Origin of the sequence: Microbispora sp. CA-102843, assembly GCF_050936215.1 — a bacterium.
Classification (GTDB): Bacteria; Actinomycetota; Actinomycetes; order Streptosporangiales; family Streptosporangiaceae; genus Microbispora.
Genome location: NZ_JBNJNF010000001.1, coordinates 5,549,011 through 5,572,034, shown reverse-complemented (window position 1 = coordinate 5,572,034; position 23,024 = coordinate 5,549,011). Strand labels below are relative to the sequence as shown.

Annotated in this window: 16 protein-coding genes; 9 read left to right on the top strand and 7 right to left on the bottom strand. The window is 72.3% G+C overall.

What is annotated here, in order from left to right:
* Window positions 1-45 precede the first annotated feature (45 nt).
* The 4 genes from ACQEVJ_RS25875 to ACQEVJ_RS25860 form a co-directional block, all read right to left on the bottom strand.
* Window positions 46-5,430: a type I polyketide synthase gene (locus ACQEVJ_RS25875; protein ID WP_433105266.1), complete on the bottom strand. Its 5,385-nt coding sequence runs from the start codon at window positions 5,428-5,430 to the stop codon at window positions 46-48.
* A gap of 683 nt (window positions 5,431-6,113) precedes the next feature.
* On the bottom strand, window positions 6,114-6,575 hold the full coding sequence (locus tag ACQEVJ_RS25870; protein WP_433105264.1) for a cupin domain-containing protein: 462 nt from the start codon (window positions 6,573-6,575) through the stop codon (window positions 6,114-6,116).
* Window positions 6,576-6,745: 170 nt separating this feature from the next.
* Complete coding sequence (locus tag ACQEVJ_RS25865) at window positions 6,746-7,360, bottom strand: trimeric intracellular cation channel family protein (RefSeq protein WP_433105262.1); 615 nt, start codon at window positions 7,358-7,360, stop codon at window positions 6,746-6,748.
* A gap of 96 nt (window positions 7,361-7,456) precedes the next feature.
* A complete protein-coding gene (locus ACQEVJ_RS25860; RefSeq protein ID WP_433105260.1) occupies window positions 7,457-8,419 on the bottom strand; it encodes a hypothetical protein in 963 nt (320 codons plus the stop codon).
* 147 nt (window positions 8,420-8,566) lie between these two features.
* On the opposite strand from ACQEVJ_RS25860, the gene ACQEVJ_RS25855 reads away from it, so the two are divergent.
* Window positions 8,567-9,835: a PP2C family protein-serine/threonine phosphatase gene (locus tag ACQEVJ_RS25855; RefSeq protein WP_433105258.1), complete on the top strand. Its 1,269-nt coding sequence runs from the start codon at window positions 8,567-8,569 to the stop codon at window positions 9,833-9,835.
* Between the two features lie 46 nt (window positions 9,836-9,881).
* On the opposite strand, the gene gap is transcribed toward ACQEVJ_RS25855, so the two are convergent.
* Window positions 9,882-10,880: a type I glyceraldehyde-3-phosphate dehydrogenase gene (gene gap / locus ACQEVJ_RS25850; protein WP_433105256.1), complete on the bottom strand. Its 999-nt coding sequence runs from the start codon at window positions 10,878-10,880 to the stop codon at window positions 9,882-9,884.
* 158 nt (window positions 10,881-11,038) lie between these two features.
* On the bottom strand, window positions 11,039-11,986 hold the full coding sequence (locus tag ACQEVJ_RS25845; protein ID WP_433105254.1) for a GlxA family transcriptional regulator: 948 nt from the start codon (window positions 11,984-11,986) through the stop codon (window positions 11,039-11,041).
* Window positions 11,987-12,173: 187 nt separating this feature from the next.
* On the opposite strand from ACQEVJ_RS25845, the gene ACQEVJ_RS25840 reads away from it, so the two are divergent.
* The 7 genes from ACQEVJ_RS25840 to ACQEVJ_RS25810 all read left to right on the top strand — a co-directional run bounded on the left by ACQEVJ_RS25840 (window position 12,174) and on the right by ACQEVJ_RS25810 (window position 20,808).
* On the top strand, window positions 12,174-13,331 hold the full coding sequence (locus ACQEVJ_RS25840; protein WP_433105252.1) for an LLM class flavin-dependent oxidoreductase: 1,158 nt from the start codon (window positions 12,174-12,176) through the stop codon (window positions 13,329-13,331).
* Window positions 13,328-14,548, top strand: a complete 1,221-nt coding sequence (locus ACQEVJ_RS25835) for an MsnO8 family LLM class oxidoreductase (RefSeq protein ID WP_433105250.1) — start codon at window positions 13,328-13,330, stop codon at window positions 14,546-14,548. Before ACQEVJ_RS25840 ends, ACQEVJ_RS25835 begins: the two co-directional genes overlap by 4 nt.
* Window positions 14,545-16,155 carry an ABC transporter substrate-binding protein gene (locus ACQEVJ_RS25830; protein ID WP_433105248.1) on the top strand — a complete coding sequence of 537 codons (1,611 nt, stop codon included), beginning with the start codon at window positions 14,545-14,547 and terminating at the stop codon, window positions 16,153-16,155. Before ACQEVJ_RS25835 ends, ACQEVJ_RS25830 begins: the two co-directional genes overlap by 4 nt.
* A gap of 86 nt (window positions 16,156-16,241) precedes the next feature.
* Window positions 16,242-17,213, top strand: a complete 972-nt coding sequence (locus ACQEVJ_RS25825; protein ID WP_433105246.1) for an ABC transporter permease — start codon at window positions 16,242-16,244, stop codon at window positions 17,211-17,213.
* On the top strand, window positions 17,213-18,052 hold the full coding sequence (locus tag ACQEVJ_RS25820; protein ID WP_433105244.1) for an ABC transporter permease: 840 nt from the start codon (window positions 17,213-17,215) through the stop codon (window positions 18,050-18,052). The genes ACQEVJ_RS25825 and ACQEVJ_RS25820 overlap by 1 nt, the downstream gene beginning before the upstream one ends.
* On the top strand, window positions 18,049-19,719 hold the full coding sequence (locus tag ACQEVJ_RS25815; RefSeq protein ID WP_433105242.1) for a dipeptide ABC transporter ATP-binding protein: 1,671 nt from the start codon (window positions 18,049-18,051) through the stop codon (window positions 19,717-19,719). Before ACQEVJ_RS25820 ends, ACQEVJ_RS25815 begins: the two co-directional genes overlap by 4 nt.
* A 102-nt stretch (window positions 19,720-19,821) precedes the next feature.
* Window positions 19,822-20,808, top strand: a complete 987-nt coding sequence (locus tag ACQEVJ_RS25810; RefSeq protein ID WP_433105240.1) for an LLM class flavin-dependent oxidoreductase — start codon at window positions 19,822-19,824, stop codon at window positions 20,806-20,808.
* A 7-nt stretch (window positions 20,809-20,815) separates the two neighbouring features.
* On the opposite strand, the gene ACQEVJ_RS25805 is transcribed toward ACQEVJ_RS25810, so the two are convergent.
* On the bottom strand, window positions 20,816-21,403 hold the full coding sequence (locus ACQEVJ_RS25805; RefSeq protein WP_433105238.1) for a TetR/AcrR family transcriptional regulator: 588 nt from the start codon (window positions 21,401-21,403) through the stop codon (window positions 20,816-20,818).
* Between the two features lie 144 nt (window positions 21,404-21,547).
* Between ACQEVJ_RS25805 and ACQEVJ_RS25800 the strand changes: the two genes are divergently transcribed.
* Entirely contained in the window at window positions 21,548-22,981 is a 1,434-nt protein-coding gene (locus ACQEVJ_RS25800; protein WP_433105236.1) for an MFS transporter, read from the top strand.
* Window positions 22,982-23,024 lie beyond the last annotated feature (43 nt).

The following is a 23,024-nucleotide window of genomic DNA, read 5'->3' as shown; positions in this document are numbered from 1 at the left end:
TACGGCCACACGTCACGCCGGTGCGGCGGATGCCCGACCGCCTGCTCACAGACCCGCGCCGATCGGACGATCGGAGCCGATAGAAACGGCTTCGGTTTCCTTCAGGTGGGCGAGGGCGACGGTCGCGAGATCGCCGATCGTACGGCGCTGCAGGAAGACCGCCACCGGCAGGTGGGCGCCGAGGTCGGCCGCGATCCGGTTGCGCAGCTGGACCGCCATGAGGGAGTCGAGGCCCATCCGGTGCGGGCGCTGTGCGGGGTCCACCTTCTCCTGAGGCAGCTGGACGATGGCCGCGACCTGCCTGCACAGGTACGCCGCGATGAGCCGCTGGGCCTCCTCCTCGCCAAGGCCTGCGAGGGCGGCCGGCTCAAGCTCCGCCATGGGGACGCCGTTCGCCGCTCCTTCTTCCACGAGGTGCCGAAGGAGGGACGAGGTGCGCAGAGCGGGGAAGTAGTGGGTCCAGGTAGCGGGGTCGAACGACATGACGGACGCCTGTGCGTGCGGAGAGGAGAGTAGCCGGTCGAGGACGGCCAGGCCCTCGGCGGGAGTGAAACCGGCGAAGCCGCGCTCGTTCAGCCGGAGGTCCTTGTCCGCCTTGGCGACCTGTCCGGTCGCCGCCCACTGTCCCCAGTTGACGGTCAGGGCCGGGAGCCCGTTGGCCTGGCGGTGCCAGGCGAGCCCGTCCTGGTAGCCGTTGGCCACGGAGTAGTTCCCCTGGCCCGGCGAGCCGATCACGGAGGCGGCCGACGAATACATCAGGAAGAAGTCGAGCGGCAGGTGGCGGGTGAGTTCGTGCAGGTTCCACGACCCGTCGACCTTGGGAGGCATCGGCGTGAAGAACCGCGTGCGGTCCAGTTGCGCCAGCGTCCCGTCGTCGAGGACGACGGCGGAGTTGACGACTCCTCGCAGAGGAGGCATACGCCGGGCGATTTCGTCGAGCAGATTCGCCACCGCCGCCCGTGAGGCGATGTCCGCCGCGGCGACGTGCACGTCCGCGCCGGCGGACCGCATCGCGGCGATCCGGTCCGCCGCGCTCTCCGGAGCGCCGCTCCGGCCCACCAGCACGAGGTGGCGTGCGCCGTTCTGGACGAGCCATTCGGCGGTGAGCAGCCCGACCCCGCCGCAGCCGCCGGCGATCAGGTACGTCGCGTCCAGCCGTACAGGGACCGGGTGTGCGGGGGGAAGCGCCCGGCGGCTGAGCCTGCTCGCGTACCTGCGGCCGTCCCTCAGAGCGATCTCGGTCTCGACTCCGTCGTTCCTGATCTCGGCCGAGAGCGCGCGAAGTACGCCGGAGTCCGGGTCCTCGGGGAGGTCGATCAGAGAGCAGCGCAGTTCGGGGTGCTCGTAGGGGATCACGCGGCCGATGCCCCACACGGCGGTCTCCGCGGGGTTGACATCCCCGATGCCGTCGGGAGCCTGGGCGGCGGTCGTCACCAGCCAGAGCCGGGGAGCGGCCTGCCGCGCACTCGTCAGTGCCTTGACCAGCGCGAGCACCTCGTAGGAGCCCGCCACTGCGTCCGGTCCGGTCGCCCCCTCGCCGGAGTGCGGGGCGGACAGGCGTACGACGGCTCTCGGGGGCCATGCCCGGCTCGCGGCCTGTTCCTTGATGAGCATCGTCCAGTCCTCCGCGGAGGCCAGGTCGAGCACACATCGGTGCTGGTCGAGTCTCCGATAGCCGGCACCCGGCTGGACCAGCAGCGGCTCGCCTCCCATCGCCGAGAGAGAGGCGCACAGTTCGGCGCCGAGGGGAGAGTCGCTCACCACCAGCAAGGGAGCATGATCGGGTGCGGGATCGGGCAGGGGCTGGAGCTCCGCCCACTCCATCCCGTACAGAAGGCGCGCGGCCTTCCGCTCGGCGATCTCGGGAGGGTCTTCGTTCAGCCGTTTGATCTGGAAGCCGTCGACGGAGGCGACGACCCGGCCCTCGTCGTCCTTGATCAGTACGTCGAACTCGACCAGCTCGGGTTCTTCCGCGGGCGAGATTCGTACGGCGGTCGCCCACAGACGGGTGCCTGCCCGCAGGCGCCGGTGCACCCGGCACCGAATCGTGCGCACCGGCAGATAGGTGTGATGCGCGCCGCCGGTGTCGCCGAGGAGGGCCATCACCGGCTGGAGGGCCGCGTCGAGCAGTGCCGGATGGAACAGGTAGCGGTCCAGACCGGCGGTTATGCCGGCGTCGATCCTCAGCTCGGCCGCCACGGCCGCCTCCGTCCGATGGAGTGCGACGATCGCCTGGAACGGGCCCGTCTGCTGGATGCCCCGGCGGCGCAGCGCGGCGTAGTGCTCCGCCACGTCGACCCTTCGGGGATAACAGGTGAGGTCGGGACGGCCTACCCAGGGGGTCTCCTCGGGGGAACTGGTGGAACGCACAAGGGCCGTGGCGACCGGGGACCATTCGGTGGTCTCGCCGGTCGTGTCCGCGAGGTAACACGTCCAGCGGCGGATGTGGTCGGCTCCGGCCGGGTCGAGGCGGGCCTGAAGGCGCTGAGGGACGTCCGCCGTGAGGAACACGGCGCGCTCGATGCGGAGATCCTCCACGGCGAAGGTCCGGCCGCGGTACGCCTCCTCCCCGGCGGCAAGGGCCAGTTCGTGGAAGGCGGTGCCGGACAGCATCGGCATGTCATGGACTTGATGGTGATTCAGGTAGGGCAGTCGCTCGGTGTCCAGGTCGAAGTCCCACACCAGAGTGCCGGCCGGGGCCAGCGTGAGAGCCGCGCCGATGATCGGGTGGCCGCCGCCGTCCCGGACGACACCGGGTCGCCTGACCGGGTCCTTCCAGTACCTCGTGTGCTGCCAGGGGTAGGAGGGGAGGGGCACGTGGTGCCCACGGTCGGGCTGCAGGCGGGAGAAATCGACGGCCCGGCCGTTGACGTACAGTTCGGCCGCGGCCTCGAGGAGCGCGGTACGGCCAGGGGTGTCGCGGGTGAGCGCGGTGACGACCACCCCGTCCGCGCCGGCGTGACGCAGGTTCTGCTGGACGGCTCGGGCGAGCAGCGGGTTGGGGCTGAACTCCACGAAGGTGTCGAATCCCGACCCCGCCAGATGCTGGACGGCGTCCGCGAACAGCACCGGCTCGCGAAGGTTGTCCACCCAGTACGCCCCGTCCATGTCTGACCCGTCGACGAATCGGCCGGTGACCGTGGAGATCAGCGGAACGTCGCCCTGCCGGGGGCGCAGGGGGGCGAGCAACTCGAGGAGCGGTTCCCTGAGCGGGTCCATCTGCGGGCTGTGCGAGGCGATGTCCACCTGCACGCGCCGCCCGAAGACGCCTTCGGCGTCGAGGTCGCGGAGGATGGCGTCGATCTCCTCGGGTTCGCCGGCGAGCACGCACGAGGCCGGCCCATTGTGCACGGCCAGGACCGCCCGGCCGCCGCGCTCCGCGATCAGCGCCTCGGCGCGTTCGGGTGACAGCTCCACCGCGGCCATGGCGCCGCGACCGCTGGTGGCGCGGATCAGCCGGCTTCGGCCGCAGATGATCCGGGCGGCGTCGTCGAGGTCGAGCACTCCGGCAACGTGGGCCGCGGCGACCTCGCCCATCGAGTGCCCGATCACGGCATCCGGCTCGAAACCCCACGACCGCCACAGGCGGGCCAGCGCCACCTGCACCGCGAAGATCGTCGGCTGGGCCACGTCGATCTCGGCGAGGCGGGAGGCCTGTGGCTCCGCCCTGAGCTCGGCCGTCAGGGACCAGCCGGCGTAGCGGCGCATCACGTTCTCGCAGTCGGCGATCGCCGCGGCGAAGACCGGCTCCTGGTCGAGCAGGTCGCGGCCCATGCCGACCCACTGCGCGCCCTGTCCCGGGAACACCCACGCCGTGCGACTCGGCCCGCCGAGATCGTCGGCTTCGCCGGTGTACACGCCCTCCGCGTGGCCGTTCGCGGCGTACGCGTCCAGCTTGGCCGCGGCCTCCTCGGCCGTGACGGCGACCACGGCGAGCCGCTGGTCGTGATGGCTGCGCCGGACTCCCGCCGCCGCTGCGACATCCTGAAGCGGGGCCGTCCGAAGGAGGTCGCGGTAGCGCGCCCCGAGCGCGGTGAGAGCGCCGGAGGTGCGGGCCGAGACCGGCAGCAGCATGGGGCGGTCGCCGTCCTCGCGGCTCTCGTCCGGGTGCGCGGTCTGCGGAGGCTCCTCGACGACGATGTGCACGTTGGTGCCGGTGATGCCGAAGCTGCTGACCCCGGCCCTGCGTGGCTGGTTTTCCTGCGGCCACGACTGTTCCCGGTCGCACACGCGTACCCGGATGTCGTCCCACGCGATTGAGGGGTTGGGCGTGGTGAAGTTGAGGCTGGCCGGGAGCCGGCCGTTCTTGACGCACAGCACGGTTTTGATCAGCCCGGTGACGCCGGCGGCGGCCTCGGTGTGGCCCAGGTTGGTCTTCACCGAGCCCACCAGGAGCGGGCGGTCTTTCGGCCGCCCCTGCCCGAGCACCCCGTCCAGGGCGGCGATCTCCACCGGGTCGCCGACGCCGGTGCCGGTACCGTGGGCCTCCACGTAGGCGACGCTCGCCGGATCCACACCGGCGTCGCGGTAGGCCGCCCGCAGCGCGGCCTGCTGTCCGTGGACCTGGGGGGCCATGAAACCGTCCGAGTGCCCGTCGTTGCTGGCGGCTGCTCCGCGGATCAGGGCATGGATCCGATCCCCGTCGGCCAGCGCTCGCGAGAGGGTCTTGAGCACCAGCACGCCGACGCCCTCGCTGCGGACGTAGCCGTTGGCGCGGGCGTCGAACGCCTTGCACTGGCCGTCGAGGGCCATCATCGCGCCCTGGGAGAACCCGATGCCGTGATCAGGGGTGAGGATGGCGTTCACGCCGCCGGCGAAGGCGAGATCGCACGAGCCCGCCCGCAGCGACTGTACGGCGAGCTGTACGGCCACCAGAGAGGAGGAGCATGCGGCGTCGAGGGCCACGCTCAGACCGGTGAGGTTCAGGGCGTGGGAGATGCGGCCCGCGTTGCCCCCTTTGGCGCTTCCCGTGACCGTGTGCACATCGAGCTCTTCCAGCACCCCCGACTGCCGGTCCCAGTAGTCGTTGGTGATGACCCCCATGAAGACGGCGCCGGTCAGCTCCGGCATCCGTTCCAGCACCAGGCCGGCGTCCTCGAAGGCCTCCCAGGCCACCTCCATCACCATGCGGTGCTGCGGGTCCGTCGCCGCGGCCTCCCGCGGGGAGATGCCGAAGAACTCCGCGTCGAACTCGTCGATGCCGGAGACGAAACCGCCGTACTTCGAGGCGAGCTTTCCCGGCACCCCGGATACGGGGGCGTAGACGTCCTCGACCGGGAACCGGTCGGCGGGAATCTCGGAGATGGTGTTCTCGCCGCGGCACAGCAGCTCCCACAGCTCCTCGGGGGAGCGGGCGCCGGGCAGCCGGCAGGCCATCCCCACGACGGCGATCGGTTCCAGAGCAGGCCTGGTTTCGTGATTCGAGCTCATGGCGGTGTCCCTTGTCGCTTCTTCCGGGTGGGAGGCCGAGAGCCCTGCGCCGCGTCCCTGACGAGCGGCACGGAGGAGTGGCCGCGGCCGCGTGAGCGGACGCGCATCCCTCGCGGTCCCAGCGCACCGAACGATGGCATCCGCCCTTTGCCCCCGACTTGCGAACCTTGCGGCTGACTTGGCGCGGTCCTGCCGGGGTGGTCTGCGAGCGCGGCCACATGGCAGCGACCACCTACGAGTCGAGCAACCGCCCTCGGAGACCGGCCTGCCGTCCTCGATCGGTGGAGGTCCGCGATGTCGAGGGGCACCCGTCGGCCCAGCCTGCAGCCACACAGCCGGAGGAAGCCCACATTTGATCCAGCGATCTGGGGGTCGCCGCGCAGCACCAGCAGCGTGGGCAGCGCGGCCAGCAGTCGCTGGGTGGCCGCGCCGCGCATCTGGTAGGTGCCGACGGGCATCACGGCCGAGCCGCTTGGGCCGCGTCGGGGCACACTTCACACGGCCTGACGTGACCTGTCCCGGCTGGGTACTGCGGAGCCAACCGCCGCGACCGACATCGACCGGCCACAACCGCCCATCGAAGACCACCACCCCGGCCACCCGTGCTCTCCACACCGGCAGACCGGCCGCGGCGAAGGGCTCAAGGCAGGGCTCGACGCCGCCAGGGGGATGACGCCGTGTGGTCAGGCCGTCGTCCGGACCGGGCCAGTCCACTTGAGTTCGGGCAGGTTGACCACGATCGCCTCCTGGGTGCTCCGGGCTATGACGACGACGGCCTCCAGATCGGGGTCGGGGTTCTCCTCTCGATGCGGCACGAACGGGGGCACGAAGATGTAGTCGCCCGGCTTCGTGTCGATGCGCACCTCGTGCGGCTCGTCGGCGTCGACGTCGAGGAACACGAACGACGGTGTGCCGCTGACCACGTAGATCGCGGTCTCGGAGTCGCCGTGGTGGTGGTTGGCGGAGACGGTCGCCGGAGCCACGCGGGTCTGGCCCATCCATAGTCGTCGCGAACCGACGGTGGCCCCGCTGATGGCGGCCTGGCGCCGCATACCGCCCGTCTGCGCCGTGTCGGGCGTCAGGCCGGCCGGCGCCACATGGTGCAGCCTGCGGTGGAACGGATCCTCGGGAAGGATGATGCTCACCCGTCTCTCCTCCTGTGTCGGCAGGTGCGCCCCCGCACGCACTCGCGGGCCGGGCGGGGCGCCGGTCGCTCGCCGCTGCGGGAGAGGGCGGGTGCCAAGCGGTGGGCCGGGGCTGCGACCCCGGTCATCATGCTAGTTCCTCGTAAGGTCCCGCTGGTCGCCGGCGCCGCTCACTCCGTCCCGCTGACGCCCCTGGCCAGGGGAGCGCGCCAGCGGTACCGCATGGCGAGGATGCGGAACCCGAAGGCGAGCACCGCCGAGGACAGGGTGGCGACGAACCCCCGCACCCCCAGCGCGTACAGCGCGGCCATCGTCGTCGAGCCGAGCATCGCGGGCACGGCGTAAAGCTCCCGGTCGTAGAGCAGGGTCGGTTTCCCGCCGGACAGGACGTCTCTGATGACGCCGCCGCCGACCGCCGTGCAGACCCCGAGGAACACGGCGTGCATCGGCGCGAGGCCGTAGTAAAGCGCCTTGGAGGTCCCGACCGCGCAGAACAGGCCGAGGCCCGCCGCGTCGAAGACCAGCACCCCGGGCATCGCCCGCTCGACCTGGGGATGCCAGAAGAAGGCGATGACGGTGGCCACGATCGGCACGAGGAGATATCCCGTGTCCCGCAGCGCGGCGGGCTGCACGCCGATGAACAGATCGCGCACGATGCCGCCGCCGACGGCGGTGAAGAACGCGAGCACCGCGATGCCGACCGCATCGAGCCGTTTGCGTACGCCCTCCAGCGCGCCGGACAGGGCGAATACGAAAATTCCGACGAGGTCGAGCACGGGGGTCACAGGTGCTCAGTCTCCCATATATCGGGCGAGCCGCCGCGTCAAGATCGGGATGATGAGACCCGGCGGCCACCGCGGAGGGAGGATCAGGGCGGTGCGCTATTTGCCGTTCTTATCGGAATCGACGGCGAAGGTGATCACGCCAAGGTAGCCGTCGCCGTCCTCGCTCACCTTCATGAGCATGCTGGGCTTGTAGATGGTGTCGTTGTCGTTGAGGGTGTCCCTGCCCGTGTGCGTAGAGTAGGGCTGCTCCTTGAACACCTTCGCGTTAAGGTCCTCGTCGAACATGACCTGTGTCGTCAGCGTGCGCTCGTCGCCGACATGCACCATCGCGTGGATGTGCACGGTCCGGCCGCGGTACCAGCCGGGCCAGATCGTGGTGAACTCGACGATGCCGTTCTTGTCCGTGACCTGGGCGCCGCGCAGGTAGCGCTTGTCGTCGGTGGGGGTGAGGTCGGCCATCCCGTCGTTCGCGGAGGGCCCGCCGCCGGGTCCTCCCGGCGGCATGCCGGAAGGGGGCGGCCCGCTGGGTCCTCCGGCCGGCATGCCCGAAGGGGGCGGCCCGCCCGGGCCGCCGCCGGGTCCTCCGGGCGCGCCGCCTCCACCGCCCTGTCCGTTCGACTGCGCCTCGGCTCCCGAGTAGAGGCCCGACGCGTCGCAGTGCCAGATCTCGACGACGGCGTTCGCCATCGGCTCGCATTTCTCGCTGTCCTGCACCTTGATCGCGACCTTCAGCCGCCTGCCCTGCCGGTCCTCGCGGATATCGGAGCGGATCTTGTCGGCGTCGAAGTAGTAGGGCCCCTGGGTGGTCGCGGGAGTCAGGACGCAGGTGTTGGAACCGGCGAAAAGGCCGGTCAAGCCGGCCGACGTGCCCGTCGTCGGGGTGATCGAGACCGTGGCTCCCGACGTGGTCGAGACCGAGGCCGAGCCGCCGGCCTTCGTGCCGCAGGCAGACAGCAGGGCGCCCAGCCCGATCGCGCTGATCCCGGCGACGGCGGTCCTGCGGCTGACCCTCTGGCCTTCGTGATCGTGTCCCGCAGCGCCCTGATGATCGTGTCCCACGATTGCCTTCCTCTCCTGAGGTGACGTCTGTGGGACGCTAGACCACCTGCATGAGGGTTCTCTTAAGACCATGCGCGCCCCGGTGCTGGCCTGCGCATGCCCCGCGCGTTGGCTCTGTGTGAACCGAGGCCGGGTAGCGTCGGGAATGTGCCGCGGCAGGCCAACGGGTGTCATGATGTCGGGCGCATCTGGGGCGGGCTGGTGCGCGACCACCATCTGACGCCTCTGGACGACCTGGCGTCATCCGTCATCGAGCACGTCCGGCCGCTCGGCTTCACCGAGGTCATGATCTATGTGGCCAGCCTGCGACCGCTGTATCTCGTGCCGCTGCCGGCGCAGAGTGACGCGTACGGCGAGCCGCTGAACCGCCTGTCCATCGACACGACCCTGGCCGGGCGCGCCTACCGCAACCTGGAGATCGTCCAGGCCCGTCCCGCCACCGACCCGTTCGCCGCCGAAGCCGCGGAACCGCTCGGCAGCGAGGGGGCGCGGCGGCTGTGGGTGCCGATGCTGAACGGCACGGAACGGGTCGGCGTGCTGGGCGTGACCGTGCCCGTGGTCGACGAGACCACCGAGCGGATCGCGACCGAGCTGGGCAGCCTGGTCGCGCTGCTGGTGGTGAGCAAGCGGGCCTACAGCGACGCCTTCGCGCGGCTGGTGCGCACCGAGGAGATGCACCTGTCGGCCGAGATGCTGTGGACCCTGCTGCCCATCAGGAACTTCGCGACCGACACGATGACGGTCAGCGCCGCGCTGGAGCCGGCCTACCGCGTCGGCGGGGACGCCTTCGACTACGCCCTCGACGGCGCCACCCTCCACATCGGGATCTTCGACGCCATGGGGCACGACACCTCCGCGGGACTGACCGCGGCCATCGCCCTGAGCGCCTACCGCAACAACCGCCGCCGGCACCGAACCGGGCTGCTCGAGGTCAGCGACGCGATCGACGAGGCCATCGCCTGCGAGTTCGGCACCTCACGCTTCGCCACCGGGGTCCTGGCCGACCTGGATATCCGCAATGGGTGGCTGACCTGGGTGAACCGGGGGCATCCTCCACCGCTCGTCCTGCGGCAGGGGCGGGTGGCCTCCGTGCTGGACAGCCCGCCGGACACCCCCATGGGCTTTCGCCTGGGCCCGGCCGCCGTGCTCGCCCGCCGCCAGCTCGAGCCCGGCGACCGGCTGCTGTTCTACACCGACGGCATCGTGGAGGCGCAGACCCCGGACGGGGAGAGGTTCGGGCTGGACCGTTTCGCCGACTACGTCATCCGGCGGGAGATCGACGGCGTCTCCGCGCCGGAGACCCTGCGCCGCCTGATCCACTCGATCCTCGTCTACCAGCGCGGCCACCTGCAGGACGACGCCACGGTGATGCTGGTCGAGTGGCGCGCCGAGCGGCACTACCAGCTCACGATGTGAGGCCGCGGACACCTGCGCCGGCTCCGGGGCCGGAGGGCGTGCGCCCTCAGTCGCGTGCGAGCAGCTCCAGCGTGTCGACGACGCGGTTGGAGAAGCCCCACTCGTTGTCGTACCAGGCCACCACCTTGACGTGCCTGCCCTCGACCCGGGTCAGGGCGGCGTCGAAGATCGACGACGCCGGCTGACCGGTGATGTCGCTGGAGACCAGCGGCTCGTCGGCGTAGTCGAGGATGCCCTTGAGCCTGCCGTCGGCGGCGGCACGGTAGGCCGCGAGCACCTCGTCGCGGGTGACCTCGCGTGTGACGGCGGTGTTCAGCTCCACGAGCGAACCCACCGGGACCGGCACGCGGATCGAGTCGCCCGACAGCTTGCCGTCGAGGTTCGGCAGCACCAGGCCGATGGCCTTGGCGGCCCCGGTGGTGGTGGGCACGATGTTCACGCCGGCCGCGCGGGCGCGGCGCAGGTCGCGGTGCGGGCCGTCCTGCAGGTTCTGCTCCTGCGTGTAGGCGTGCACCGTGGTCATGAAGCCGTGCTCGATGCCGGCCAGGTCGTCCAGCACGGACGCCAGCGGAGCCAGCGCGTTCGTGGTGCACGAGGCGTTCGAGACGATCACGTGCTCGGCGGGGTCGTAGGCCTCGGTGTTCACGCCGTAGGCGAGCGTGACGTCGGCTCCGTCGGAGGGGGCGCTCACCAGCACGCGCCTGGCGCCCGCGTCGATGTGCGAGCGAGCGGCGTGCGCCGCGGTGAAGCGGCCGGTGGACTCGAGCACGACGCCGACGCCGAGCTCGGCCCAGGGCAGCTTGGCGGGCTCGCGTTCGGCGAGCACCTTGATGCGGCGGCCGTCGACCACGAGCTCGGTCCCGTCGACCTCGACGGAGCGGCCGAGCCGGCCGAGCGCGCTGTCGTACTTGAGCAGGTGCGCGAGGGTCTCGGGGGCGGTGAGGTCGTTGACGGCGACCACTTCGAGGTCGCTGTCACGTTCGAGCAGGGCGCGGATGGTGTTGCGTCCGATGCGGCCGAATCCGTTGACGGCGATGCGGGTCATGGGCGTTCCTTTCGTTCCGCGCTCCATGATCGGCATCCGGCTGCCGGGCCGACAGTGGCCTGAACGACAGCGTGCGCAAGGATCGAGCCAGAACTTTCGCCACCGTCCGCAAGGATCTCGCCACGCCTCCCCATACACAGACCGGAGCTCCGGGCCGTTCAGGCGGAGAAGGTGTGGCGATACTCGGTGGGAGAGGTGCCGAGGATGCGCTGGAAGTGCAGGCGCAGGTTGGCGCCGGTGCCGAGCCCGACCCGGTCGGCGATCTGCTCCACGCCCAGATCGGTGCGTTCGAGCAGCTCGCGTGCCAGGTCCACGCGTGCTCGGAGCACCCACTGCATCGGCGTGTAGCCGGTGTCCTCCACGAACCGCCGGGAGAAGGTGCGCGCCGACACCCGCGCGTGGCGGGCGAGCGTCTCGAGGGTCAGCCGTTCGGACAGGTGTGCCAGGGCCCACTCACGCGTGTTCGCGAACAGGTCGCCGAGCGGCTCGGGGACGCTCCGGGGAACGTACTGCGCCTGGCCCCCGCTGCGATAGGGCGCCGCCACCAGCCGTCTCGCCACATGGTTGGAGAGCCCGACGCCGTGGTCGCGCCGCACCAGGTGCAGGCACAGGTCGATGCCGGACGCCGCGCCCGCCGACGTCAGCACGTCGCCCTCGTCCACGAACAACACGTTCTCGTCCACCCGCACGAGCGGATGCTTCTCGGTGAGAGCCTTCGTGTAGTGCCAGTGGGTCGTCGCCCGCTTGCCGTCGAGCAGGCCCGTCGCCGCCAGAGCGAACGCCCCTGTCGAGATGGCCGCGAGCCGGGTTCCGCGCTCGTGGGCGGCCATGAGCGCGCCGACGACCGCGGCCGGCGGTTCCGTGGTCGCCGGCTCCCGATAGCCGGGGATGAAGACGGTGTCGGCCTGCTCGAAGGCGTCGAGGCCCTCGGCCACGTGATAGGAGAGGCCGTCGCCGCCGGTCACCAGCCCGGGCGCGGCGCCGCACACCCGCACCTCATACGGCATGCTCGGACGGCTGGAGAACACCTGCGCGGGGATGCCGACGTCGAGCGGCTTCGCGCCCTCGAGCACGAGCACGGCGACGCGATGGTTCTTCCGGCTCATCGGCCTCCTTCGACTATCCCTCGGTCCGGCGGGCGTCCCCTCGCACCGTGACCGCCATGGTGGCTACCGCAAGCATCCTGCCACCGGCCCGCGCCTGGCCGGAGGTCGACTCCTTCGCGGCCGTTGACAAAGCATGCTTTTCCTACATAGTTAGTAGGTAAAGCCCTTTCGAGAGGTATGCGACCACGTGAAATTCCTCGCCATCACCCTCATCGCGCACGGGCCCGACCCGCTGACCGGCGAGACCAGGTCCACCACCGAACGGTTCCGCGAAGTCGTGGACAACGCCGTACTCGCCGAGGAGCTGGGCTTCGACGGCTTCGGGGTGGGGGAGCGGCACGAGCGGCCCTTCATCTCCTCCTCTCCGCCGGTCGTGCTCAGCCACATCGCCGCCCGGACCTCCCGCATCCGGCTGTTCACCGCGGTCACCACGCTCAGCCTGCTCGATCCCGTGCGCGCGTACGAGGACTACGCGACGCTCGACCACCTGTCGGGCGGCCGCCTGGAACTGATCATCGGTAAGGGGAACGGATCGGCCCAGGCGCGGCTCTTCCACGTCACCCCCGAGGACCAGTGGGACCGCAACCGGGAGGCGTACGAACTGTTCCGCAGGCTCTGGCGGGAGGACAGGGTCACCTGGGAGGGCCGGTTCCGGCCGTCCCTCACGGACGCGGAGACCTGGCCACGCCCGTTGCAGCGGCCGATCCGGGTCTGGCACGGCAGCGCCACCAGCAAGGACTCGGTCGACCTGGCCGCCCGTTACGGCGACCCGCTGTTCTCGGCGAACGTCACCAACCCCGTCGAGCCGTACGCCGAGCTGGTCGACCACTACCGCGAAAGGTGGGCGCACTACGGGCACGATCCGGCCGGCGCGCTGGTGGGCGCGGGCAGCGCCGGCTTCTACGCGGCGCGCACCTCGCAGGAGGCGATCGCGACCTACCGGCCGATCTACGACGCGCGCGTCGCGCTGTTCCGCAAGTCGGGCGTGGAGCCGGTCTTCCACTCGCTGGAGGACGCCGTCGAGCGCGGCTCGATCCTCGTCGGCAGCCCCCAGCAGATCGTCGACAAGGTTCTCCGCTACCACGAGCGGCTCGGCCACGAGGTCATGCACATCAGCGCGGACGCCGACGGCCTGACCCGGGCGCAGCACCGGGGGGCGCTGGAGCTGTTCCAGAGCGACATCGCCCCCGTGCTGCGCAAGGAGATCCCGAGCAGGCCGTTCCCCGCCGCACCGTTCCCCTCCACACCAGGGACCCGGCAGGGAGACAGCACGACCCCGCAGAGCGCCGCCGCGACCCGGCGGAGCACCGCAGCGACCCCGCACAACACCGGAGTGCCGGCATGAGCATCCCCCCGTCCACAGCACGGCCGGTCAGCCGGCCGGTTCCCCTGTCGATCCTCGACCTGTCCCCGATCCCGTCCGGCAGCGGCACGGGAGACGCGCTGCGCAACAGCATCGACCTCGCCCGCCACGCCGAGCGCCTGGGCTACCTCCGCTACTGGGTGGCCGAGCACCACTTCGCGGCCGGCGTCGCGAGCTCGGCCCCGGCGGTGCTCATCGGCCTCATCGCGGCCGCGACGAACCACATCAGGGTGGGCTCCGGAGCTGTGCAGCTCGGCCATCAGACGCCTGTCGCGGTGGTCGAGCAGTTCGGCCTGATCGACGCGCTCCATCCCGGCCGGATCGACCTCGGGCTCGGCCGTTCCGGGCAGCGCAGGGCCGAGATCGTGGCTGAGGCCCCCCAGGCCCCCCAGACCCCCCACGCCCCCCAGGCCGCCCAGGCCGCCCAGGCCGCCCAGGCCCCCGTGCCCCGTGAGTCCCGCGTGGTGGACGGGCTGCTGATCCCGCCCGCGTTCTCCTTCGCCGAGCTGGCGCGCTCTCCGCAGCTCGCGCTCCAGGCCGCGCTGCTGCAACAGCCGGGCGCGCGGACCCCCGACTTCGCCGAGCAGGTCGACGAGGTCGTCGCCTTCCTGGAGGGCACCTACCGGTCGCCGGAGGGGATCGCGGCGCACGCCGTGCCGGGTGAGGACGCCGAGGTGGAGCTGTGGATCCTCGGCAGCAGCGGCGGGCAGAGCGCGAAGGTGGCGGGGGAGCGCGGCCTGCCGTTCGCCGCCAACTACCACGTCAGCCCGGCGTCGGTGCTGGAGGCCGTGGAGGCCTACCGGGAGGCGTTCACCCCCTCCAAGGCGCTGTCGGAGCCGTACGTCGTCGTCTCCGCGGACGTGGTCGTGGCCGAGGACGACGCGACGGCCAGGGCGCTGGCCAAACCGTACGGCCTCTGGGTGCGCGCCATCCGCAGCGGCCAGGGGGCGATCCCCTATCCGACGCCGGAGGAGGCGGACGCGCACGTCTGGAGCGAGTCCGACAGGGAACTGGTGGCCGACCGCGTGGACACCCAGTTCGCGGGCTCCCCGGAGACGGTCGTGGAACGGCTGCGCGTGCTCCAGCGGGTCACGGGCGCCGACGAGCTGCTGGTCACCACCATCACGCACGGGCACGCCGACCGGGTCCGCTCCTACGAGCTGCTCGCGCAGGCATGGACGGCGGGAGGACCACGGTGAAGGTCGTCAGAGGCGCGCTGCCCGTCATCCTCGTCGCGGCCCTGGCCGCGTGCGGTTCCGAGACGCCGGCCGGGCAGGCGGGCGGCACCTCTCTCACGTGGGCCGTCGAGACCGAGCCCATCACGTTCGACCCCCATCTGTGGGCGCAGAACAAGGCCAGGCTGCTGGTGTTCAACCAGTTCGACGCGCTCCTCGCGCACGGCGAGGACGGGTCGTTCGTCCCGTGGCTCGCCCAGTCGTGGAAGGTGTCGGACGACGGGCGCACCTACACCCTGGAACTGCGCGGCGACGTCACCTTCCAGGACGGCACGAGGTTCGACGCGGCGGCGGTGAAGGCGAACCTGGACAAGCTGCGCGAGCCCGGCTACAACCCGACGGTCGCCGCCATCCAGTTGCACGCCTTCGACAAGGCCGAGGTGCTCTCGCCCACCACCCTGAAGATCACGCTGAAGGAGCCGGACGGGCTGTTCCTCGACTTCCTCGCCTCGCCGTACGCCGGGCAGGTGTCCCCGAAGTCCCTCCGGGAGGCCAAGGACCTCAAGGCCGGCGGCCCGGACGTGGTCGGGACCGGCCCGTTCGTCCTCGACCGGTACGTGCGGGGCCAGGAGGTCCACTACCGGCGCAACCCCCGCTACAACTGGGCGCCGCGGGGCAGCGCCCACCAGGGACCGGCGTACCTGTCGGAGGTCACCTACCGCTTCCTGCCGCAGGCGGCCGTCCGCGTCGGCGCGCTCACCTCCGGGCAGGTCCAGGTCGTCGAGGGCGTCCCGGCCACTGACATCCAGTCGATCAAGCGGGACCCGGCGCTGTCCTTCCAGTCGGCGCTCAACTCCGGCACGTCGTTCTCCTACTACTTCAACACCTCCCACCCGCCCTTCGACGACAGGCGGGTGCGGCAGGCGTTCCGCGAGGCCGTCGACGTCGACGCCGTGCTGGCCTCCGTCTACCAGGGCACCGCCAAGCGGGCCTGGAGCGTCGTCGGCGACACCAGCCCCTTCTACGACGCGTCCCTGGAGAGGACGTACGGCGGGGACGCCGCCAAGGCGAACGCGCTGCTCGACGCGGCGGGCTGGACCGGGCGCGACGCCGAGGGCTACCGGGTCAAGGACGGCAAGCGGCTGACGGTCCGCTCGGTGGCGTCGGCGCCGTTCGTCCGCGACCGCAGGGACATCCTGGCGCAGGCGGTCCAGGCGCAGGTCAAGCAGGCGGCGGGGATCGACTTCCAGGTGAAGATCGTGGACCAGGGCACCGCGCAGAAGGCGCTCGACGACGACGCGTACGAGATCTTCGAGAACTCGCGCGGCGACTCCGACGTCGGGGCCGCGCTCAACCTCATCCTGCCGAAGGGCGGGGCCATCAACCGCACCCACTACGAGGACGCCGAGCTCGACGGATGGCTCGCCAAGGCGTCGGCGAGCTCCGACGCCGCCGAGCGGAAGGCCCTGTACGCCAAGGTCCAGCGCAAGGTGGTGGCCGACGAGGCGACCGTCTTCCCCATCTACGTCCCCTCTGACCAGATCGCGGCGAGCAGGAACGTGCAGGGCCTGGGCTTCGACCCCGTCTCCGGCACGCCGCGCGGCGTCTACGACGTGCGGATCGCCGCATGACGGCGGCGCTACCGGCCCGGCAGCCCACGAAGCCGGCACCCACGACATCGGCACCCACGAAGCCGGCACCCACGACACCGCCGCCCGTGACCCGGCCGCCCGCGCGGCGGCGGCTTTCCGGCCTGCGCGCGCCCGCCTGGCTGGGCGCGCCGGTGCGGAAGGTCGTCTCGGCGGTGGCCGTGCTGTGGGCGGCCGCCACGACCGCGTACGCGGCCCTGCTGCTGGCGCCGGGGGACACCGTCGACATCCTCGTGGGCGACGGCGCCGACACGCCGGAGATCCGCGCGCGGATCGTCGCCGAGTGGGGGCTGGACCGGCCCGAGGCCGTGCGCTACCTGAGCTACCTCGGCCGCCTGCTGCACGGCGACCTCGGCCGTTCCTACCAGCTGCAGCGCGACGTCGGCGAGGTACTGGCCGGGCAGGTGGGCCCGACGGTGCGGCTGACCCTGGCGGCCGCCGCGGTCGGCGTGGTGCTGGCGCTCGTCCTGGCGGTGGCGACGGCGGGCAGGTCGGCCTGGCCGCGCCGGATCGTCTCCGCCGTCGAGCTGGTGGCGGTGTCGGTGCCGCAGTTCGTGATCGGCATCGTGCTGCTGTTCGTGTTCTCGTTCTCGCTCGGCTGGTTCCCCGTCTCCGGTGCGGCCGACCCGCAGGCGCTCGTCCTTCCCGCGCTGGCGCTCGGCCTGCCCGTCGCCGGCGTGCTCGGGCAGGTGCTCAGGGAGGGCCTGGAACGCGCGCTCGAGCAGCCGTTCGCGGTGACGGCGCGCTCGCGCGGCCTCAGCGAGCGGGCCGTGGTGGCCCGGCACGCGCTGCGGCACGCGCTCCTTCCGGCCGTCACGCTCACCGGCTGGTTCACCGGCGTCCTGCTCGGCGGGGCCGTCATCACCGAGGCCCTTTTCGGCCGCCCGGGGCTCGGCCGGGTGACCATGCAGGCCGTCAACGCCAAGGACATGCCGGTCGTGATGGCCGTCGTCATCCTGTCCGCGGCGGTGTACGTGACGATCAGCGCCCTGCTCGACCTGGCCTACCGGCTCGTCGACCCCCGGCTCAGGAGCGCATGATGGCCGTCGCCGCACCCGCTCTCAGGCCGGCCGCCCGCCCGCGCCCCGGCCTCGTCCTCGCGCTGCTCGTCCTGGCCGTCCTGGCCGTCGCCGTGGCGGCCCCCGGCCTGGTCACCCGGGTCGACCCGCTGGCGGCCGACCCGCTGCGGGCGCTGGCCCCGCCCGGCGCGGGCCATCCGCTCGGCACCGACCACCTCGGCCGCGACGTGCTCGCCCGCGTCGTGTACGGCGCCCGTCACTCGCTCGGCATCGGGGTCCTCGCCACCGCGCTCGCGGTGGGCGCGGGCTCGCTGCTCGGCCTGGCCGCCGGGCTGGCGACCCGCGTGGCCGGTGAGGCGCTGGCCCGCCTGTTCGACGTGCTGTCGACCTTCCCCGAGCTGCTGCTCGCGCTCCTGGTGATCGCGATCACGGGCCCCGGCACGTGGAACGTCGTCGCGGCGATCGGGATCGCGCAGATTCCCACGTACGCGCGGGTGGTCCGGGCGCAGACGTTCGTCGTGCGCCGCTCCGGCTACGTCGAGCAGGCGGTGACCTTCGGCCACTCGCGGGCCCGCGTCGTCACCCGGCACGTGCTGCCCAACGTCGTCGGCCCCGTCCCCGTGCTGGCCACGATGGGGCTCGGCCAGGCCGTCATCGCCACATCGGGCCTCAGCTTCCTCGGCATGGGCCCCCAGCCGCCCGCCCCCGAGTGGGGCACCATGCTGGCCGAGTCGCGGGACTACCTGCGTGTGGCCTCGTGGGTGGCCTTCTCTCCGGGAGCGGCCCTCACCCTGTCGGTCGTGTGCCTGACGGTCGCCGGGCGGCACCTCCAGCGGCGTTTCGAGGGAAGGACCCCATGACAGAGCTCGCGATCACCCGCGCCGGCTCCGCCCCCGGCCCCGCCGACTCCGCCGCCACCGCCGCTCCACCGCTCGTCGCGGTGGAGGACCTGCGGGTCTCCTTTCCCGCCTCCGGCGTCGAGGCCGTACGCGGGCTGTCGCTGTCGATCGCGCCGGGGGAGTGCGTCGCCCTGGTCGGCGAGTCGGGGTCGGGCAAGAGCGTCACGGCCCGCGCCCTCATCGGGCTGGCGGGCCCGGGCGCGCACGTGCGGGCGTCGGCCTTCCACGTCGGCGGAGGGGACGCCCTGACCTTCGGCCCGCGTGAGTGGCGCCGCCTGCGCGGCCGGTTCGCCGGGCTGGTCCTGCAGGACGCCCTGGTCTCGCTCGACCCGCTGCGCACCGTGGGGGCCGAGATCACCGAGGTGCTGGCCGAGCACGACGTGGTGCCCCGCAGGGCCCGCCCGGATCGCGTCCTGGCGCTGCTGGAGGCGGTGGGCGTCCCGGACCCCGAGGCGCGCGTGCGGCAGCACCCGCACCAGCTCTCCGGCGGGCTGCGGCAGCGGGCCCTGATCGCCTCCGCCATCGCCGCGGAGCCGGAGCTGATCATCGCCGACGAGCCCACCACCGCCCTCGACGTGACCGTGCAGGCCCAGATCCTGCGGCTGCTCGCGGACAGGAAGGCGGCCGGGACGGCGCTGCTGATGATCAGTCACGACCTCGCCGTGGTGGCCGCGGTCGCCGACCGCGTCCTGGTCATGAGGGACGGCCTGGTGGTCGAGGAGGGCCTGGCACGGGAGGTGCTGACGACTCCACGGCACGACTACACCCGGGCACTGCTGGCCGCCGTGCCCTCCGCGTCTCCCGTGCCCTCCACGTCTCCCGTGCCCTCCGCTGTCGCCGTGCCGCGCCGGGCGGCTCGCTCCCCGGGGGCCGCCCCGCGCGATCCCGTACTCGCCGCCACGGGGCTGTCGGTCGCGTACGGCTCGCGCAGGGCCGTGGACGACGTCTCCTTCCGCCTGCACGCGGGGGAGACGCTCGGCGTCGTCGGCGAGTCGGGGTCGGGCAAGACGACCCTCGCGCGGCTGGCCCTCGGCCTGCTCGCGCCGGACGCGGGCGAGGTGACCCTGCGGGGAGGCCCGTGGAGCGGCCTGCCCGAGCGACGGCGGCGCCCTCTCCGCCCGGCCGTCCAGGTGATCGCGCAGAACCCGCTGGACTCCTTCGACCCGCGCCACACGGTGGGCCGCCTGGTGGCCGACCCGCTCTCCGGGTTACCGAGGCGGCGGCGCCGGGAGCGCGCGATCGAACTGCTTGGCCGGGTCGGGCTGCCGTCCGAACTGCTCGGCCGGCGTCCGCGTGAGCTGTCCGGCGGCCAGCGGCAGCGCGTGGCCGTCGCCCGCGCGCTCGCGTCCCGGCCCGAGGTGCTGATCTGCGACGAGCCCGTCTCCGCCCTCGACGTGTCGATCCAGGCCCAGGTGCTCGACCTGCTGGCCGAGATCCAGGCCGAGGACGGGACGGCGCTGCTGTTCATCTCCCACGACCTGGGAGTCGTCCGTCACCTGAGCGACCGGGTCCTGGTGATGAAGGACGGCAGCGTGGTGGAGGAGGGGGCCGTCGAGGAGGTCTTCCACCATCCCCGGCACCCGTACACCCGGGAGTTGCTCGCGGCCGTGCCCCGGCTCCCCGGATGAACTGTCGGCGGGTCGGCCGTTGACAACCTGAGGATACCTCAGGTTGACTTCGGTGAACCTGAGGACACCTCCGGATATCCCCCTTCCGTAAAGGAGAGGACGTTGGCCGAGGGAATCGCCGTCTCCGTGCACGACACCGCCCCCGTCTGGCGCGGCGACACCGCGGGCGACGCGCTGCGCCGTTCCGTCCACCTGGCCCAGGCCGTCGAGGCGCTGGGATACCGGCGCTACTGGGTGGCCGAGCACCACAACACCCCCGCGCTGGCGACTTCGAGCCCGGCTGTGCTCGCCGGGTCCATCCTCGCGGCGACCTCCGCCATCCGCGTCGGCTCCGGTGCGGTGCTGCTGCCCAACCACTCGCCGTACGTGGTGGCCGAGCAGTTCGGCGTGCTGGCCGGGCTCTACCCGGGCCGGGTCGACCTCGGGCTCGGGCGCGCCCCCGGCGGCTCGGGGGAGGCCGCGGCCCGCCTCGGCGACCCGCGCCGGCTCGACTTCGGTGACGCGCTGCGCGAGCTGGGCGAGTACTTCTCCGGCGGCAGCGGCGGCGTGCGCGCGATCCCCGAGCCGGGCATCCCGCCCGAGATATGGCTGGTCGGGTCGAGCGCCTCCAGTGCCGCCTACGCCGGCCGCTTCGGCCTGCCGTACGTGTACGCGCACGCGATCGTGGGCGGCGGGGCGCCGGAGGCGCTGGAGGCGTACCGGCAGGCGTTCCGGCCCTCCCCGGCCCTGGCCGAGCCGCACGCCTGCGTGGCGGTGATCGCCGTCGCGAACGACAGCGACGAGCGCGCGCACCGGCTCGCCGCCTCCTTCGTGTACGGCCAGATCCTCATGCGCACGACCGACCCGGCGACCGTCCTGCCGACGGAGGAGGAGACGGCGGCGCATCGGTTCAGCCCGGCCGAGGAGCGGTTCCTGCGTGAGAAGATCGACCCGCAGTTCGTCGGCGGCCCGGAGCGCATCGCCCCCCGCCTCGGCGAACTCCTGCGCCGCACCCGCGCCGACGAGCTGTTCGTCCTCACGCAGGTGCCCGATCACCAGGCCAGGATCCGCTCCTACGAACTGATCGCCAAGATCGTCTCGTCTCTGTAGGCGAGGGTCAGTCTTCCCGGGTGGTGATGCCCTCCAGCACCAGTCGCAGGAAGCGCGGGCTGCCGTCTCTGCCGGAGGCGGCCTGCTCGCGCACCCAGGCCGCGCCGCTGAGGAGGTCGAACAGCTCCTCGGGCGTGAGGTCGGGGCGCACCCTGCCGGCCGTCTGGGCGGCGCGCAGCAGGTCGGCGCCGCTGCGGTGCATCGCGGCGCACATGGTGTGGGAGGGAGTGCCCTCGTCGTACATGCTCCGGGCGAGGATGCCGACCAGGCCGCGGAAGGTGCTGAAGTGCACGACGGCCTCGCGCATCCACTCGGTCAGCGCGTCGAGGGGATCCGGCCGGGCGGCCAGCCGTTCGGCGTGGGCGACGAGGCTCTCCAGGCCGTCGCGGGTGGCGGCCTCCACGAGTGCGGCGCGGGTGGGGAAGTGCCGATACAGGGTGCCGATCGCGACGCCCGCCTGGCTCGCGATGTCCTCCAGTGAGGCGTCGGCGCCCGAGGTCTCGAACGCCTTGCGCGCGGCGGCGAGGATGGCGTCGTAGTTGCGCCGGCCGTCCGCGCGCTTCGGGCGCTGGGCGATGTAGGGCTTGCCGTCCATCGATACCTCCCGCTTGACATCCTGAGGTTACCTCAACTTGAATCTTCACCATCAACCTGAGGCGACCTCAGGATAATGCCGCCGCCTAACCTGAGGCTTCCTCGCCTTGTTGTCCCTCGCATCGGGCGGACCGTGGAGGTTTCCATGAGCACAGACAGCACCACCGCGACCGGCGACGTCTCGGCCGGCCTGCCCGGAAACGGCCGCGACCGCGCGTGGGCCCTCGCGCTCGCGGCGATCGTCGGCGCCGAGTTCATGCTCCAGCTCGACGGCACGATCGTGAACGTCGCGCTCCCGGCCCTGCAGTCCGACCTGCACCTGTCCGTGGCCGGGGGATCGTGGGTGCCGAACGGGTTTCTCCTCGCCTTCGGCGGGCTCCTGCTGTTCGCCGGCCGCCTCGGCGACGCCCTCGGGCACCGGAGGGTGTTCCTCGCCGGGATCGGCCTGGTCGTGGTGGCGTCGCTGGTCGCCGGCCTCGCGCCGAACGTGGAGGTGCTGCTCGCGGGCCGGGTCCTGCAGGGCGCGGGTGCCGCGATCGCCGGCCCCACCGGCCTGGCGCTGCTCGCGATCGTCTTCCGGGGCGAGCGGCAGCAGCGGGCCTTCGGGCTCTACTCCACCGTGACCGGGCTCGGCGCCTCCGCGGGCATGGTGCTGGGAGGCCTGCTGACCTGGGCGGGGGACTGGCGCTGGAGCCTGCTGGTCAACGTGCCGATCGGGCTGGTCGTCGTCGCGCTCGCCGCCCGGGCGCTCGGCGTGCGCGACGAGGCGACCCGGTCCCGCTCGCTCGGCCTGCCCCGTGTTCCTGGAATGCACAGCGCACTGCTCAGCATCGCCACACTCGCCGCCGCCGTGTACGGCCTGGTCCACGCCGCGGAGAAGGGCTGGGGCGACCCGTGGACGGCGGCCGCGCTCGTCGGCGCGGTCGTGTCGGCCGGGGCGCTGCTCCTGGTGGACCGGCGGGCCGCCGAGCCGCTGCTGCCCCTGGCGGTCCTGGCCGGGCGGGAGCGGGCCGGCGCCTTCGCCGGCCTGTTGCTGCTCGCGGCGGTCCTCACCGGTTTCCTGGTCTACCTGGTGCAGTATCTCCAGGCGGTGCTCGGCTTCGACGCGCTGCGGAGCGGCCTGGCCATCCTGCCGTTCGGCCTGGCGCTGCTCGTCAGCACCCAGATCCTCACCGCCCGCATCGCCGCGGTCGGCCTCAAGACCCGTGCGCTGCTCGGCCTGGCGGTGGTGCTCGCCGGGGTCGCCTGGCTGACCCGTCTCGACGGCGGCAGCGCCTACGCCGCCGATGTGCTTCCGGCCCTCGTCGTCATGGGGCTGGGCGTCGGCGTGGCGATCATCCCCTTCAACATGATCGTCCTGACCACCGCCCCGGCCGAGTACGCCGGGGTCGCCGCCGGTCTGCTGCAGACCGCGCTCACCGTCGGGGGCTCGCTCGGCCTGGCCGCCATGCTGATCCCGCTCGGCGCGAACGGTCTCGCCGAGGGCATCTCGTCGGTGTTCGCCTGGGCCTGCGGTGCACTGGTGGCCGCCCTGCTCGTCTCGGCCGTCTCGTGGTACCGCCCTCGATCGCGGGGCTGACAAGGCCACCCGCGTGGCCCCGCGCGAGGGGCGAGCCGGCCGC